Origin of the sequence: Sphingobacterium sp. UBA1897 (assembly GCF_002337775.1) — a bacterium.
Lineage (GTDB): Bacteria > Bacteroidota > Bacteroidia > Sphingobacteriales > Sphingobacteriaceae > Sphingobacterium > Sphingobacterium siyangense.
The window spans coordinates 212199-229648 of sequence record NZ_DDGR01000001.1 but is presented as its reverse complement, the minus strand read 5'-3'; the positions used below and the strand labels follow the sequence as shown (position 1 = coordinate 229648).

The 17450-nt window shown below is 39.0% G+C and carries 13 protein-coding genes; 5 read left to right on the top strand and 8 right to left on the bottom strand.

Annotated features, from left to right (window positions below; all coding sequences use genetic code 11):
- Positions 1-277: 277 nt before the first annotated feature.
- The 3 genes from B4N43_RS00885 (at position 278) to B4N43_RS00875 (ending at position 6362) form a co-directional block, all read left to right on the top strand.
- Positions 278-1546, top strand: coding sequence for a Gfo/Idh/MocA family oxidoreductase (locus tag B4N43_RS00885; RefSeq protein WP_088160080.1), 1269 nt, complete (start codon positions 278-280; stop codon positions 1544-1546).
- A 12-nt stretch (positions 1547-1558) separates the two neighbouring features.
- A complete protein-coding gene (locus tag B4N43_RS00880) occupies positions 1559-4960 on the top strand; it encodes a DUF1080 domain-containing protein (RefSeq protein WP_286732339.1) in 3402 nt (1133 codons plus the stop codon).
- Positions 4961-5111: 151 nt separating this feature from the next.
- Positions 5112-6362, top strand: a complete 1251-nt coding sequence (locus tag B4N43_RS00875; RefSeq protein WP_075990861.1) for an ROK family transcriptional regulator — start codon at positions 5112-5114, stop codon at positions 6360-6362.
- Here B4N43_RS00875 and B4N43_RS00870 read toward each other — a convergent pair.
- The 8 genes from B4N43_RS00870 to B4N43_RS00835 all read right to left on the bottom strand — a co-directional run bounded on the left by B4N43_RS00870 (position 6359) and on the right by B4N43_RS00835 (position 15069).
- Positions 6359-6718 carry a CoA-binding protein gene (locus B4N43_RS00870; protein ID WP_145327175.1) on the bottom strand — a complete coding sequence of 120 codons (360 nt, stop codon included), beginning with the start codon at positions 6716-6718 and terminating at the stop codon, positions 6359-6361. The genes B4N43_RS00875 and B4N43_RS00870 overlap by 4 nt on opposite strands.
- A gap of 128 nt (positions 6719-6846) precedes the next feature.
- Positions 6847-8037 (bottom strand): serine hydrolase domain-containing protein, encoded by a 1191-nt coding sequence (locus B4N43_RS00865; protein ID WP_075990859.1) that lies wholly within the window; start codon positions 8035-8037, stop codon positions 6847-6849.
- Between the two features lie 382 nt (positions 8038-8419).
- The gene (locus B4N43_RS00860; protein WP_286732338.1) at positions 8420-10051 is read right to left on the bottom strand and encodes a pyruvate dehydrogenase complex dihydrolipoamide acetyltransferase; all 1632 of its coding nucleotides are present in this window, start codon (positions 10049-10051) and stop codon (positions 8420-8422) included.
- Positions 10052-10080: 29 nt separating this feature from the next.
- On the bottom strand, positions 10081-11076 hold the full coding sequence (pdhA, locus tag B4N43_RS00855) for a pyruvate dehydrogenase (acetyl-transferring) E1 component subunit alpha (protein WP_046674850.1): 996 nt from the start codon (positions 11074-11076) through the stop codon (positions 10081-10083).
- Positions 11077-11319: 243 nt separating this feature from the next.
- Positions 11320-12702 carry a histidine--tRNA ligase gene (hisS, locus tag B4N43_RS00850; protein ID WP_286732337.1) on the bottom strand — a complete coding sequence of 461 codons (1383 nt, stop codon included), beginning with the start codon at positions 12700-12702 and terminating at the stop codon, positions 11320-11322.
- A gap of 24 nt (positions 12703-12726) precedes the next feature.
- Positions 12727-13467, bottom strand: a complete 741-nt coding sequence (gene rnc, locus B4N43_RS00845; RefSeq protein WP_088160073.1) for a ribonuclease III — start codon at positions 13465-13467, stop codon at positions 12727-12729.
- A gap of 84 nt (positions 13468-13551) precedes the next feature.
- A complete protein-coding gene (fabF, locus tag B4N43_RS00840; protein ID WP_120333106.1) occupies positions 13552-14805 on the bottom strand; it encodes a beta-ketoacyl-ACP synthase II in 1254 nt (417 codons plus the stop codon).
- A 27-nt stretch (positions 14806-14832) separates the two neighbouring features.
- Positions 14833-15069 (bottom strand): acyl carrier protein, encoded by a 237-nt coding sequence (locus tag B4N43_RS00835; protein ID WP_028070665.1) that lies wholly within the window; start codon positions 15067-15069, stop codon positions 14833-14835.
- A 287-nt stretch (positions 15070-15356) separates the two neighbouring features.
- Here B4N43_RS00835 and B4N43_RS00830 point away from each other — a divergent pair, with 287 nt between their 5' ends.
- Both B4N43_RS00830 and pyk read left to right on the top strand, forming a co-directional pair.
- Positions 15357-15851 carry an IPExxxVDY family protein gene (locus B4N43_RS00830; protein ID WP_232475665.1) on the top strand — a complete coding sequence of 165 codons (495 nt, stop codon included), beginning with the start codon at positions 15357-15359 and terminating at the stop codon, positions 15849-15851.
- Between the two features lie 134 nt (positions 15852-15985).
- Positions 15986-17413, top strand: a complete 1428-nt coding sequence (gene pyk, locus B4N43_RS00825) for a pyruvate kinase (protein WP_075990855.1) — start codon at positions 15986-15988, stop codon at positions 17411-17413.
- Positions 17414-17450 lie beyond the last annotated feature (37 nt).

Below are 17450 nucleotides of genomic sequence, written 5' to 3'. Positions count from 1 at the left end.
TGTCTACCACATCGAATAGCTACCACACTGAAATGTAACAATTTAGTAGATAAAACAACACAGCATAGGCAATAATGAGGTAGCTATATATGAAAGAAATGAATTCAACAGTATTCTTTTGTTATTTTTTAACAAAACACAAATAAACAATACGTAAAATTTTAGTTATCAGTTTACATTTATTAGTTTTTTATCTATTTTTAAGATTAAATATCCAATGCCGTTATTTTTAACAGCCTAATAGTGGATCAATTATAAAACAACTAATCCAACCAAAATGAAAGAACAGAATTCATCAAGGCGTGATTTCATAAAAAAATCCGTGGTCGGTGCTGCGGCATTTTCTATTGTACCACGCTTTGTACTCGGAGGACAGGGCTATCTTGCTCCGAGCGACCATCTAACCAAAGGTGTAATTGGTGTCGGCAATATGGGCCGTGGACACTTTGGCTACGCCGGAACTAAAACAGTAGCCATTTGTGATGTGGACAAAACCCATCTAGCGGCAGCACAAGCAGACTTAGGCGGTGGTGTGAAGGAATACCATGACTTTAGGGAGTTGATTAAATCTCCAGAAGTAGATATTGTGCATATTGCTACTCCACCACATTGGCATGGACTGATGTCCATTGAAGCGGCAAAAGCAGGAAAAGATATCTGGTGTGAAAAACCAATGACACGTACTATCGGTGAGGGTAAAAAAGTGAAAGAAGCCATTGCACAACATGGCAATATCTTCCGTTTAAATACCTGGTTTCGTTTCAAGGATGATTTTTATGGAATGAATGTTCCAGTAAGCAAAATCAAAAAATTAGTTGATACTGGCATGTTAGGTTGGCCTTTGAAAGTTACAATAAGCAAACATACCGGATTTGACTGGAAGTTCTATTGGGTAGGAAAGGAAAATTTACCAGAGGAGAAAGTACCGGCTGAACTTGACTACGATTTCTGGTTAGGTCCGGCGCCATATAAGCCTTACAATAAACACCGCGTGCATACCACTTTTAGAGGATATTGGGATTATGATGGTGGCGGTCTAGGAGATATGGGGCAACATTATATGGATCCTGTTCAATACTTCTTAGGTAAAGACAACGAAAGTCCGATTACCGTCGACGTTGATGCTCCGCAGCAACATCCGGATGCCGTGGGCACATGGAGACGAATTACATTTACCTATGCCGATGGTTGTCAGATCATTTTAGACGGTGAAGCAAAAGATGAAAAGGCAGCCTATATTGAAGGTCCAAAAGGTAAATTATATCGAGGATTCCAATCAGATATACCAGATTTGGAAAGAAAACTTGCACAGTACCCTGAACCTGCACCACAGATTACTGACTTCTTGGAATCCGTTCGCACAAGAGAAAAGTTTGCACTGAATGAGATCAATGGACACCGTTCTTGTACCTTGGTCAATATGGGATTAGCAGCATTGCGACTGAACAGATCACTAAAATATGACTCCCAAAATGAGCTATTTATTAATGACGACGCCGCAAATAGATTAATTCACCAACCAATGAGAGGCCCTTGGTCTATTTAAAAAGATATCCCAATGAAAAGAATATTCAATTCGCTGACCGTATTGCTTCTTATATCTAGTGCAACCTACGCTCAGCAACCACAAAATAGAACGACTGCAACTAAAATAGCAGACGTATTGGCACAACAGCCGGCTGAAGAAAAAGAAAAGTTTTTACTTGCCATGCATGAGCTGGAAGGTTTTTCTTCTGATGACGTCGTTACGTTCCTCAAAGGACTTAAAGCACCAGGTAGCAACAATGCTCCGATAGAATTTGCGGCAAACAGCTATTCGTTCTATGTAAATCAGCCTGGTAAAGAACAACAAAAAAGAGTTTTCGTTGAAGGATTGGCAAAATCCATAGCGCAATTGAGTGAACCAACAAATCAGGTCTTTGCCCTACGCCTGTTACGTCAATGCGCCGATAATACAGCTATACCAGCTGTCGCTAATTGTTTGACAAACGATTATCTCGCCGATGCAGCAGCGAGAACCCTAGTATCTATTCGTACCCCTGAATCGACAGCAGCCTTAGAAAAAGCTTTAGCAGCATCCACAACAGAGAAAACTGCCATTGCCCTGGTTACAGCACTCGGAGATCTAAAAGATAAAAATGCTGAAAGTGCCATTTTAGGATTAACGCAAAAATATAATTCGGATGGCTTCCAACGAACAGCATTGATCGCGCTGAGCAAAATCGGGGGCACAGCTTCTGAATCGCTATTCCAGGAAAAACTAAATGCTGCCGGCTATAGCTATGACAAATTGGATGCAGTAGGACTTGGTATTGACTATGCTCAAGCATTGATCGACAATAAACACGACCAAGATGCGGTTAAGTTCCTAAACAAGTTTTTCCAGGAATCACAAAAAGCAAAATCGATCAACGGCCAAATTGCATCGCTTAAATTATTGACAACCATCGACCCAGCGAAACAACAAAAGAACTTGTTAGCAGCTGTTAAGAGCGATAATGGTGCTTACCGTAACATTGCATTACAATTACTCGGAAAATACGGAAAAGGCGCCGACGCAAAAAGCTTGCTTGCTTTAGCAAGCAAGGGTACTCCTGAAGTGCAAGAAAGTGTATTGAACTACTTAGCCCACAATGGTTCGGCAAGCAGCTTAAAACTAATCCAGGCATTAGTAAATAAAACACAGTCTCCCGTAACTAAATTAGCTGGATTAAGTGCACTAAATACACTATCTCAGGGTAAAGAAACCAATACCTTAATCCAGGCGCTCAACGCTGATCAACAATTTAACAATTCGGTAAAAGCATTGATCCTTTCATCGAAAGATGCAAATGTCGTTACTGATGTCAACAATGCACTTGCCACTGTAGACGACGACAAAAAGATTCAATTGCTGGATATTTTAAGTAAACGTTCCAACAATGCATCATCCAAAGCTGTATTAGCCATAAAGAGTGCAAACCCTGCTGTCGAAGAAGCGATCAACAAAGCACTCCCAAATGTCGCTCAGGAATCGGACTTAGAAGAACTATTCGGTAGGTTAAACAATACAACAGACAATAAATCTGCCGTGCTATTGCAACGTGCCATTGTCAATGTGGTTCAGTCAAGCACAAATTCAAAGGGATTAACAGAAAAACTAGCAGCTAATATATCGAAGTCTGCAGCGCCTAATACCGCTAAGTATTTCCCTATTTTTGCTGGGCTTGGTGACGCCCAGTCATTGAAAGCTGTAACTGCATACCTTAACAACAATAATACAGGTCTACGGTCCGCAGCAATTGAGTCTTTGGCTAGCTGGTCTACCTCCAACGCACTGCCAGAATTGGTATCTCTTTCCCGAACAGAAAAAGACGATAATCTTTTCAATACGGTATACAGTGGATTAATTAAATCAATTTCTTCTTCTTCGAATACGCCTGAACAGAAAACTTTGTTATTAAGAGATGCATTCAACGTTGCCAAAACCACAGATCAGAAAAAAGCAGCATTATCTGCGTTACAACCTACAGGAACATACCAGTCTTTAGTTTTTGCCGCTGATTTAATGAGCGACGCGCAACTTGGCGGAACTGCGGCCAATGTAGCGATGAACATTGCAATGGACAACAAGTTCTATGGCAAAAAGGTTAGAGAGGTTCTTGAACAGGTAATCGGTAAATTGTCGGGTAGTGAAAGTGGATACCTTAAGGAAGCTGTTGTTCGCTATCTCGCTGAAATGCCGATCAAAGAAGGTTATGTTTCGATGTTCAATGGTAAAGACCTAAGTGGCTGGAAAGGTTTGGTAGCAGATCCGATCAAACGCAGTAAAATGAACGAGAAAACTTTAGCAGCAGAACAAGCTAAAGCCGACGATATCATGCGCAAAGGTTGGACAGCATCCAATGGTGAAATTGCCTTCAGTGGTAAAGGCGATAATCTGGCGACCGTAAAGAAATATGGCGATTTTGAAATGCTGGTAGACTGGAAATTGGAAAACTATGGCGGTATAGAAGGTGATGCCGGTATCTACTTGAGAGGTACTCCCCAAGTACAAATTTGGGATATTGCGAATACAAGAGTCGGCGCCCAAGTTGGCTCTGGCGGATTATATAACAACCAGAAAAATGAAAGCAAACCGTTGAAGGTTGCCGACAATGCTACTGGCGAATGGAATACATTTAAAATCAAAATGGTAGACGATAAAGTCACAGTTTGGTTAAATGGACAGTTAGTAACCGATAATATTCCTCTTGAAAACTATTGGGATAGAAACCAATCAATTTTCCCTACCGAACAAATTGAGTTACAAGCGCATGGTTCAGTTGTTTATTATAGAGATCTTTTTATCAAGGAATTCCCAAGAAAACAAATCTTTAAATTGAGCGATCAAGAGAAAAAAGAAGGTTTTGAAGTACTTTTTGATGGAACAAACCTCGACAAGTGGACAGAAAACCAAGCTTATGTTGTCAACGACGAAGGTTATATCTGGGTGTATCCAAATGCAAAATTTGGTGGAAACCTTTACACAAAAGAAGAATATGCAGACTTCATTTATCGCTTCGACTTCAAATTAACGCCTGGTGCCAACAATGGTGTGGGAATACGCGCTCCTCTGGAGGGGGATGCCGCATATGAGGCCATGGAAATCCAGGTACTTGATGATGGTGCAGATGTTTATAAAGACTTAAAGCAATACCAATATCACGGTTCAATTTATGGAGTTGTTCCTGCCAAAAAAGGTCATTTAAAACCCGTAGGTGAATGGAACTCCGAGGAAATCGTGGTGAAAGGAAATCGCATCAAAGTTACACTGAATGGCGCGGTTATCGTGGATGCGGATATCGCCGAGGCAAGCAAAAATGGAACCCTGGATGGCAAACAACATCCTGGGCTTAAACGAACCTCTGGTCATATCGGGTTTCTAGGACACGGTACCGAAGTATTCTTTAAAGATATTCGAGTAAAAAAACTCAAATAGTCTAAACTTATACGTAGAGAGGGGATAAGGAATCTTATCCCCTTTTTGCTAATTAGCCCACTTGCTTGTCAAGTGAGAAAAATAACCAAATGATTCCAAAACTTTTGCTAAATTAAAGCCCTGAGGATTCTATTTCAAAATTTGACGTTTTATGACTAAAGCCGTAAACTTACTGATTAACAAAAAATTGGAGAGTAAACCTGAAAAGAAAAATCTGTTCAACAAAATCTCCATTATAAAATTAATAGCCGAATTAGGATCTGTATCGGTAAATGACATTGTAAAAAACCTCTATTTAAGCCTGCCTACGGTAAATAGCCTTATTGCAGAATTGCTGGAAGATGATTTTATCCGTCAATTTGACAAAGGAGAATCTATTGGTGGACGTAAACCCAATTTATATAAGCTATGTGATGGATTGTTTCAGGTGCTATCGATTGAACTCCAACGTTTCTCCATCACACTGAGCATAATGGACAACAACCAGAACATTATTGCTGAAACTGTTGAGCTGGATAATGAATTATCTCGAAATGGAGAAAATCTAGCCGCTATCACACAAATCGTTGATCAATATCTTATCGATAAATCAGTTGATACTGAGAACCTAACAGGGATTATTATTGGCATGCCAGGACTAATCAATGCTGAAGAAGGTACTAACGAGACTTTTTTACATGACGACAATCAATCCATAACAAACTATTTTGAGCGCATATATAAAAAACCGGTCTTCATTCTGAATGACGTTAAAGGTGCAGCTTATGCTGAATTGAAATTTGGATTGGCAAAAAACACAAAAAACAGTTTAATTATCCTAATGGATTGGGGGATAGGTTTAGGAATCGTGTCCAATGGCGAAGTCTACCTAGGCCGTGATGGCTACTCCGGCGAAGTAGGACATATGCCCTTTATCGACAACGGTGAACTTTGCTATTGTGGGAAAAGAGGCTGTTTGGAAACCGTAGCTTCCGGAATTGCTTTGGTCAACAATGCTAAACAGGAAATCCAAAAAGGAGAGCTGACTAAATTAAATGAATTACAACCCGATGAATTACAACATTTAACACCGACACATATTATTGAAGCGGCAAACAAGGGTGATCAATTTGCAATAAATCAGATTTCAAAACTAGGAACAAACCTAGGAAAAGCATTTGCATCTTTAATACAGCTACTCAATCCCGAATTGATCGTGTTGGGTGGAAAAATTGCAAAAGCAAATGAATTGATCACGATTCCGATACAACAAGCCATAAATTCCTATACCATGGCCATTTTGAAGGAACATTGTGACATCAAAGTGTCAAGTCTAAATCTCGACAGCAATACCGTGGGTCTGACAAATTATTTTATCACGAAGTACCTATCGGTTGAATTGCTTCATAAATCCAAAATCTAAAACTGCCCTGTACTCAACAAGACAAGAGTACAGGCTCTTTCTGTCTTAATACCGTGCTCCATAGCGAGCTGTTCCAATTCTGCATTCTCCGCACCAGGATTAAATATTATTCGTTTTGGCTTCGTCGCTAATATATAATCGTAATATTCTTTCTGATTAGGCTCACTAAGATACATTGTCACAGTATCAATATCTGTATGGATATCACCTTTCTTTTCAATAGGAACTCCGGCGGCTTCCCCTCCACTCAAGCCAATATTAACGATAGCATGCCCATGTTTATGCAACATATTTGCAGCTTTATTCGAATAACGTGAAGGATTGGTACTAGCACCTAAAATCAATGTTTTTTTCATCCCTTTTTATATCTTTTGTGTTTACCTGTTGCATGCATACTCAGGGCATGTAGATTATCTTCTTTGCCTTCTCGTTACAATAGGATAAAGAAGATAATCTAAATTCTCAAAGTAGCATCGCTCAAAAATTACTCATCGATGATAAAATCACCATGGTTGCTATACGCATTTTTACGCAATACTGGCATTCCCATGATTTTATAAAGCTCGTCCAATTTGACCAAGCTTCCATTTGTCATATTAGAAAGTAAAACAATAACTATGTTTCTCTTTAAATCTCTTACATAAATATGTCTAAAACCGTGCCACCAACCTGTATGGTATACGATATGATCATTACCATGCTCAAACGTACGCCAACCATAACCATAGCTAAAAATTCCCTTTTTGGCATCCGGATATCCTCGGTATGCCGAATCCAATGTTGACTGCTTTAACAATCGTCCATCTCTCAAAGCAAGATCAAAACGATAAAGGTCACGCACCGTACTATAAATTCCTTTGTCACCAAGCGGTCCATCCTGAAAATTTTGCACGACCGATCTTCGCCATACCTTGTCATGTCCAATAACGTTAGTCGGAATTTTATCATACACTGCCTTAGAAAGTGCAGCTGTATTTGTCATTCCTGCAACATTAAATACGCTGTCTTTCATATACGTAGCGTAATCTTGCTTTGATATCTTTTCAATAATGGCCCCTAAGACCATAAAGTTGGAGTTATTGTAAAAGAAACGCCCTCCTGGCGCACCATAGCGATTGGGTTTAAATTCAGTCAGCATTTTCATCACATCCTGATTCGTCATTCCTTTCTTACGATCAGGCCAATGTTCCTCGGAAAAATAAACATAATTAGGTAATCCCGAACGGTGTGTCAATAACATTTTTATGGTAATACCAGGATAAGGAAAATCCGGATAGAAGTCATTGATCGTTTGATCGAGACGTAACTTTCCTGCCTCTACTAACTTTAAAATTCCGACAGCTGTAAGCGGTTTAGAAACGGAAGCGAGTTCAAATTTGTCATCAATTTTTAGACTATCCCGTTTTAAGTAATTTGCCCAGCCGAATGTATTCTGATATAGGATTTTACCATCTTTCGCAACAAGAACATTCCCATTGAATGCAGCTTTTGAATGAAGATTTTTCATAAAAGCATCGATCTTCTGATCTGCATTATTTGGATTATAGACGAGCCTTGTGCTATCCACTTTTGCCTGCGCTATCGCTGCTTCCTTCTGTTTTTTCTCTTTTGAACTACAAGCCACTGTAGATACAAACAAAAGAGCGACCATTCCCTTTAAAAAAAATAATTTCACTATACTAAGTCTCCCGGATTTTTGTGTTTTCTGTATTGTATATCAATAAATACCCCCTATTTCCTGTGTCCTAAATAATATCAAATTATTGAAGCTCGTAATAGAAGGACCAGCATACTGATAATAATGCTAAAATGAAGATTTTAGTATAAAAAAACGAATTTTTCCCTACAATAATTGTTATTCATCGTATATGTTACCTTTTTTACGCACAGCGTCTCTTTCACTATAGAGTTGAACAACCTGTACTTCCTTCAACCAAACGGATAACGATAGAAATTATCGGTAAAAAAAGCTTTCCTGTGGAATGAGCTTAATCAATTAAGGCCATAAAAAAAGCCACTTTATTACTAAAGTGGCTTTTAATTCCTCTATTAAAGGATTATGCTAATAATCTTACTGGATTTTCAACCAAAGATTTTAATGTTTGCAAAAATGCAGCTCCAGTTGCACCATCAACCACGCGGTGATCACAACCCAAAGTCACTTTCATTACATTACCAGGAACTACAGCACCGTTTTTAACAACAGGAACTGCTTGAATAGCACCAACAGAAAGAATAGCTCCATCTGGTGAGTTGATAATGGATGTAAATTCATCAATTCCAAACATACCTAAGTTGGAAACTGTAAATGTAGATCCTTCCCAATCCGCAGGCTGTAATTTTTTAGCTTTCGCCTTTTGGGCGAAGTCTTTCACCTCTGCAGAGATATGTGACAATGATTTACCATCTGCAAAACGCACAACAGGAACTAATAAACCATCTTCAACAGCCATTGCAACACCAATGTTGGTATGCTCATTGAAACGGATTTTATCGCCTTGCCATGAAGAGTTTACAGCAGGATGTTTTTTCAAAGCAACAGCAACAGCTTTTACAACGATATCATTGAAAGAAACTTTTACTGGAGCAACCTCATTGATCTGCGCACGAGCAGCCATTGCATTGTCCATGTCAATTGATACAGTCAAATAGAAGTGTGGAGCTGTAAACAATGACTCTGCTAGACGACGCGCAATAGTTTTACGCATTTGGTTAACTGGTTTTTCAGTATAGCGCTCTTCACCAACAAATGTAGGCAAAGTGATTGCTTTTGCTTCTGTTCCAGGAGCAGCTACAGCTTTTGTCTCCGCCGGTTGTGCAGCAACAGGAACAAACGATTCAACATCTTTCTTCACAATGCGGCCACCATCTGCAGAACCTTTGATATCACTTAAATTGATACCTTTTTCTTGTGCAATTTTACGTGCTAAAGGAGAAGCTTTCACACGAGAATCATCGCTTGAAGACGATGCTACCGGTGCAGCAGTTACAGCAGCAGCTGAATCAGCTTTAGGAGCTTCAGCAGTTTCCGCCTTTGCAGGTGCAGATTTTTGATTTAACAAAGGTGTGATATCAGTTCCAGCAGGACCAACGATCGCGATGATGTCGTTTACCTTTGCAGCTTGTCCAGCTTCAAGACCAACATATAACAAGGTGCCATCAGCATAAGCTGTAACCTCCATAGTCGCTTTATCAGTTTCTACATCAGCAATAGCATCGTCAGATTTTATCGTATCACCAACTTTGAAGTTCCATTGCGCAATGACCCCCTCTTTCATGGTATCACTTAACAAAGGCATTGTAATAACAGTACATCCCAATTCTTCAGGAGTTACAGTACTAGCCGAAGATTCTGGACCAGAAACTTCTTCTGCTTTTTTTTCTTCGGTTTTTTCTGGTGCTTTTTCAGCAGCAGGTGCATCACCACTCAACAATGCTTGAAAATCTTCACCCGGTTCTCCTAAAACAGCAATAACAGCATCAATAGCTACTGCTTCGCCTTCTTTGGGACCAATATATAAAAGAGTTCCTTCTTGGTAAGACTCAAAGTCCATCGTAGCTTTATCTGTTTCAATCTCAGCTACTAAATCACCAGAATTTACTTTATCACCAACTTTTTTGTGCCATTTCGCGATGACCCCTTCGGTCATTGTATCGCTCATTTTCGGCATTCTTACTACTTCAGCCATTCTTTATTATATTATCAAGTTAAAGAGTATTAATCTAAAATAAATGGATAGTCTTGTTGTACATATACATCTTTGTACAATTCATCTGCAGTTGGATAAGGAGATTCCTCTGCAAATTTCACCGACTCCTCAACGACCTTTTTCACATCAGCCTCAACTTCTGCAAACCAAGCGTCATCTGCATAGTTGTTTTCTAAAATAGCATGTTTAGTCGACAACAATGGGTCACGGTCTTTATACGCTTCTAGTTCTTCTTTCGTACGATATTTAGCTGGATCAGACATTGAGTGTCCTTTGTAACGGTATGTACGAATTTCTAGGAATGTTGGACCTTCACCTGCACGAGCACGTTGAACAGCTTCGTCCATCGCATTGTGTACAGCAACAACATCCATTCCATCAACCGGAGCAGAAGGCATATCGAAACCTAAGCCCATTTTGTAAATATCCTGCATGTTCGTTGTACGTTGTACAGAAGTACCCATTGCATAACCGTTGTTTTCACACACGAAGATAACAGGGAGTTTCCACAACATCGCCATGTTCAATGTCTCATTGAATGCACCTTGACGCACAGCTCCATCACCCATATAACAGATATTTACATTATCTGTACCAAGATATTTTTCAGCAAATGCGATACCAGCACCTAAAGGAATCTGACCACCAACAATACCATGGCCACCCATGAATTTGTGTTCTTTGGAGAAGAAGTGCATAGAACCTCCCTTACCTTTTGAACAACCCGTGATCTTTCCATATAATTCAGCCATACAAGCATTTGCAGAAACGCCTTTAGCCAAAGCGTGGGCGTGATCACGATAAGCAGTGATTAAAGAATCTTCCGGTTTGATTACTGACATCGTTCCAGCGACTACAGCCTCTTGTCCTATGTACAAGTGACAGAAACCACGAATCTTTTGCTGTCCGTAAAGTTGACCTGCTTTTTCTTCAAACTTACGCATAAGTAACATAGACTTATACCACTCCAAATATGTCTCTTTTGTTATAGGTGTTGAACTCATTTCAAAGTTTTGATTTTCTTACTATTCTAGACTACAAATCTAATAATTTTGGACGAATTTCCTTGCCCAAAAATCAATTTTATTTATACTTTAAGACACTTCTAAGACATTTGATTTAAAGTATATAGCATTTGATTACAAATAAATGAACGGCACAATCAAATAAATCAAAAACTTATGAAAATAAAAAAGCCAAAGGACTTAATAATCATTTGGCTTAATCTATTTTATGCAAACTGTTTGCTATCGAAGTTTTTGTATCAGCTCACTTTCAGTTACCTTTACCTGTTCCCCGCTTTCCATGTCCTTTAATGACAATTGCCCTGAAGTAGCCTCTTCGTCACCCAATAATAATACGTAGGGGATTCCTTTCCCATCCGCATAACCCATTTGTTTCTTCAATTTTACAGGAGAAGCATAGAGTTCCGAAGCGATATTTTCCTTCCGAAGCTTATTGAGTAAATTCAGGGTGTAACTTTCCAGTTGTTTATCAAAATTTATAATCAGGAGTTTGGTAGAATCGGCCTTACCGATAGGAAATAAGTCCAGCTCTTCCAACACATCATAGATACGATCCGCACCAAAGGAAACACCGACTCCGGTCAGCCCCTTCAGACCAAACATACCCGTGAGATCATCGTAGCGACCACCGCCACCGATACTTCCCATGGCAACCTCATTCGTCTTGACCTCAAAAATACAACCTGTATAATAATTGAGGCCTCGAGCCAATGTAATATCCAGATCTATGATTTGATTAAGCAATTTTTCTTCAGCACCTAATTTGCCGACATAGTCAAACACTTCCTCAATCTCAGCGATACCATTTAAACCGACAGCAGAAGTTGCTAAAATCGTTTTTAAGGAAGACAGTTTCTCATCATTCGAGCCTTCCAATAAAATTATAGGTTTCAAAATAGCAAGATCTGCCTCGGTGAAACCCCTTTCCAACAATTCTTTGTTGACACCTTCCAACCCGATTTTATCCAATTTATCGATCGCGACAGTCATATCCACAATCAGTTCCGGTTTTCCGATGATTTCAGCAATACCTGAAAGAATTTTCCGGTTGTTGATTTTAATATTAAAATCTTTCAGTCCAAAACGTTCGAAGGCTTCTTGATAAATCAAAATAAACTCAGCTTCATTCAATAGACTTTCTGACCCGACCACGTCGACATCACATTGATAAAACTCACGGTATCTTCCGCGTTGCGGACGATCTGCACGCCACACAGGTTGCACCTGAAAACGCTTAAATGGTAAGGTAATATCATTTTGGTGCATCACAACATAGCGTGCAAACGGCACCGTAAGATCATATCTTAATGCTTTCTCTGATATATGAGGAATGAGCTTATTGGAATTTTTATCATGAAGCAGGTTATCTGGCGCTTTCGCCAAGTAATCACCCGAATTAAGAATCTTAAAGATCAATTTATCACCCTCGTCACCGTATTTACCGGTAAGGGTTGTCAAATTTTCAAATGAAGGGGTCTGTATTTCATTATAGCCATATTTTCTGAATACCGTTTTCAGTGTATCGAAAATATAGTTACGTTTGATCATTTCGGAAGGTGAAAAATCACGCGTTCCTTTTGCCAAAGAAGGTTTTACTGCTGCCATATTTGGCAAAGTTAATAAAATCCTTTATTCTACTTCCAGAATTTTAAGGAATTCACAGGCTTTTTCGGCTGCAGATTTCTCTGCAGATTTCTTATTAAAATCACGGCCAAGTCCACAAACAATGCCATCAACGACCGCTTCAATACTAAACATTTTAGAAGACTCTCCTTCCGGATTGTCTGTTTGCCGAAATACGATCTCTTTGCCCGTATGTTGACACCACTCAATCAACCGACTCTTAAAGTTTGTTTCCGTCTGTTCCAATAGATGAATATCGACGTGCGGTTTAATAATTCGATTCAACAAAAAGCTCTTTGTAAAAACATAGCCCCTGTCCAGATAGACTGCCCCTACCAATGCCTCAAAAGCATCACCCAATAAGGATCCCTGTTTATTCGGAAAACTGATCATTCGCGCATCAAACTGGATAAGCTCATTAAAACCCAACTTTCTAGAAAGTTGATTTAGGTTTGCTCTACTGACAATTTTTGAACGCATTTCAGTCAGGAACCCTTCATCTTTATAAGGATACTTCTTAAATAACAGCTCAGCCACAACCGAACCCAAAACAGCATCACCCAAGAATTCTAAACGTTCGTTGCTATTCTTTGCGCCCTCTTTAATTGTAACGGCAACAGACTTGTGTCTAAAAGCCATCTTGTACAGATGTACATTTCCGGGGACAAATCCAAGCAGGTTTTTTAGTTTTCTAACGTATTCCCGATCTGGCGAAAAATATAATTTATATATCCTTGCAAAAGGCATCTCTTCTAAAAATAAGGCGACAAGTCCTAGTTAAAGAACCTGTCGCTAGCTCATATTATCAAACCATGTTTGAAGGATCAAACATTAAGCTTTATATTTTTTCACAATAACGGTAGCATTATGCCCACCGAAACCGAAAGTGTTGCTCAACGCCGCATTAACTGTACGTTTTTGCGCCTTGTTGAATGTAAAATTCAAGTTGTTATCAATTTCCGGATCGTCTGTAAAGTGATTGATTGTCGGAGGGACAATATCATTTTGAACAGCCAATATAGAAGCGATAGTTTCTATAGCTCCTGCAGCACCCAAAAGGTGACCTGTCATTGATTTAGTTGAACTGATATTCAGTTTATAGGCATGTTCACCAAACAGGTCAACAATAGCCTTCGTTTCACTAATATCACCGACCGGTGTAGAAGTCCCATGAACATTGATATAATCAATATCTGAAAAATCCATCTCTGCATCATTTACAGCCATTGTCATAGCCAATTTTGCGCCCAATCCTTCAGGATGCGATGCTGTGATATGATGTGCATCAGCACTCATTCCACCCCCTGCAATCTCTGCATAGATTTTTGCTCCACGTGCTAAGGCATGCTCCAAACTTTCTAAGATCAAGGCACCTGAACCCTCTCCCGAAACAAAACCATCTCTATCTTTATCAAAAGGACGTGAGGCTGTTTTAGGGTCGTCATTTCTAGTTGACAAAGCATGCATAGCATTGAACCCACCAATTCCAGCCTCATTGACTGTAGCTTCTGATCCACCCGTAACAATCACATCTGCTTTGCCCATACGAATATAGTTAAAAGCATCTATCATTGCATTGGTAGCCGAGGCACAAGCCGATACGGCAGAAAAGTTAGGCCCACGAAGACCATGACGCATTGAAATATGTCCTGGAGCAATATCAACGAGCATCTTAGGAATGAAGAAAGGATTGAAACGAGGTGTTCCATCTCCCTTTGCAAAGTTTGCAACTTCTTCAGTGAAAGTTGTTAACCCCCCTATTCCTGAGCCCCAAATTACTCCGATACGATTTGTATCTAATTTTTCAAAATCTAAGCCAGCATCTTTAATTGCCTCATCTGTTGACGCAATTGCATACTGGACAAAAGGATCGACTTTACGAGCTTCCTTACGATCCATAAATTCATGCGGATCAAACCCCTTTACCTCACATGCAAACTGAGTCTTGAATTTTGACGCATCAAAATGCGTAATAGGAGCAGCTCCGCTTACACCATTTATTAACGCCTCCCAGTAAGCTGAGACGGTATTTCCAATTGGTGTAAGGGCGCCTAATCCTGTTACTACTACTCTTTTAAGCTCCATTTATTACGATTAGCCTAATTAAATTAGTTAGTTAACGTTTTTTTCTAAATAAGCGATTGCTTGACCAACAGTACCAATAGTCTCTGCTTGATCATCAGGAATAGCAACGTTGAATTCTTTTTCAAACTCCATGATCAACTCAACAGTGTCAAGTGAATCAGCACCTAAATCATTAGTGAATGAAGCTTCTGGTGTTACTTCGTTTTCGTCAACACCTAATTTTTCAACGATAATTGCTTTTACTCTTGAAGCGATATCTGACATGATTTTATAGTTTAATTGTTTAATAAATCTGTGCAAAGAAAAATAAATTTCATCAAAATTCAAACCTAAATTGATATTTAGATGAAAGTCACCACGTTAGGCGACCGAACTTATTCGCGTCTTATACTAGCTAACCCACTCTATATTAACTTAGTTCAAGTATAACAAAAAATATTTTGTATTCCAAACGCTCAGCTAATTAACTCAAATTTTACACAAAAAGTATATTCCAACCTTAAATTTATTAGTACCTTCGTTAGCAGAGGAGCATATATTTAAGCATTAAAGTGGTCAATAAGTTAGTAGCAAGATTAGATATGGATATGGACGAAGAGTTGGATTTTACCCTACTCGCCATCACCTGTTCTCTGAAAGATTACCGACTCTGCCATTTTATCAACAAGGAGACTAATCTGAATTTTTCCAGAGGAAAAGAAAGTAAATACGACCATGATGGCCGACAAAAAAACAAACCCGAAGAAGAACTTGAATATCATATTATCTTTGACACAAAGAAAAAAATAAGCTACCACTTCACTGCTTTTCATTACCTTATCCCCGATGCTGATACGGAATATTTTCTTATCAACAATAAGAGCATCGAAGGAACTTATTTAATTCCCGAAAACCCCCACTTTGATTTTTTTATCATTATCAAAAACTACATCTGTGAGGATGACGTGGAACATATTATCAAAAGGATCAGCAAATTACCCGAAGTTGTCATTGCAAAAGAAATATCGCCAAAAATATTGAAATCTAAAGAAAATCTCATATTTTAGCAAACTGTAGGTTAGTGTAGCAAATACACCCCAGTTTAGATCTAAATTAATTCGATTTAGTTTTGACAAAACACAACAATATAGTGAGCTATTTGTTGTGATTAATGAAGAACATTTAAAATACAAAATAACAGATGGAAAAAGTTCAAAAAAGGACTAAAATTGTCGCAACATTAGGCCCTGCCTCGGCAGACAAACAAGTTTTGACCAACATGATTGCCAAAGGGGTTGATGTGTGCCGGTTGAATTTCTCTCATGGCAGCCAGGAAGATCACCTTAAGGTAATCGAAACTATAAATGCAATAAATAATGAAACAGGATTCAATGTTGCCATCTTAGCCGATTTACAAGGTCCAAAAATTAGGATCGGAAAAATGAAAGAAGGTGGCGCTGTTCTCGTGAATGGTTCAAAAGTTGAAATCACAACACACGAACTTATCGGAGACGAAAACAGAATCTACATTACATACGAAAACTTTCCAAACGATGTTGAAGCCAACGAAATCATTTTACTTGATGACGGAAAACTTCAACTTCGTGTTTTAGAGACCAATCATAAAGACACTGTTACCTGTGAAGTTGTACACGGAGGTGTCCTTACTTCACGTAAAGGCGTTAACTTACCAAATACTAAAGTATCGATCCCTTCGTTGACCGAAGAAGATTTAGACAACTTGAATTTTGCCTTGGATCATGGTGCAGACTGGATCGCTATGTCTTTCGTCCGTTCGGCAGAAGATATTTTTCAATGTAAAAAAATCATCGAGGCAAAAGGAAGCCATGCACGTGTAATCGCAAAAGTTGAAAAACCAGAAGCGATTGAAAATATTGATGCAATTATCGAAGCTACAGATGCTGTTATGGTTGCTCGTGGAGATTTGGGTGTTGAGCTTCCAATGGAAGAGGTACCAGGACTTCAAAAGATCATCGTACAGAAATGTAGAGATCTTTCAAAACCAGTGATCATTGCGACACAGATGTTGGAAAGTATGATCACTACACCACGTCCTACACGTGCTGAAGTAAATGACGTAGCCAACTCCGTATTGGATGGAGCGGATGCCGTGATGTTAAGTGGCGAGACTTCAGTCGGTGAATTCCCTGAAATCGTTATCGAAACAATGAGCAAAATCATTATCCACGTGGAACAAACTTCTTATCCTTATTATAATGAGAAAGTTAGTGAAATCCACGACGGAACACTTATTCCGGATGCGATTTGCGCTTCTTCGGTTTACCTTGCTCAAAAAACAAATGCATCTGCAATTGCGGTATTGACATCATCTGGTGCAACAGCGTTTGAAATTACAAGTTATAGACCAAATGTAGATATTTTAGTTTTCACAGGAACACAAAAATTACTGAAACAACTCAGCCTACTTTGGGGAGTAAAAACTTTTATCTACGACAAGTTCGAAAGCACGGATGGATCTATCCATGATGTTAACAAATTTATTGTAAAAAATAACTACGTTAAACCTGGATCTATCATTATCAATACAGCTTCGACACCGTTAATCGAAAAAGGTAAAACAAATACAATCCGTGTTTCCCAGCTATAATGGACAATAAGGATTAAAGCAAAAAAAATAGCGTTCT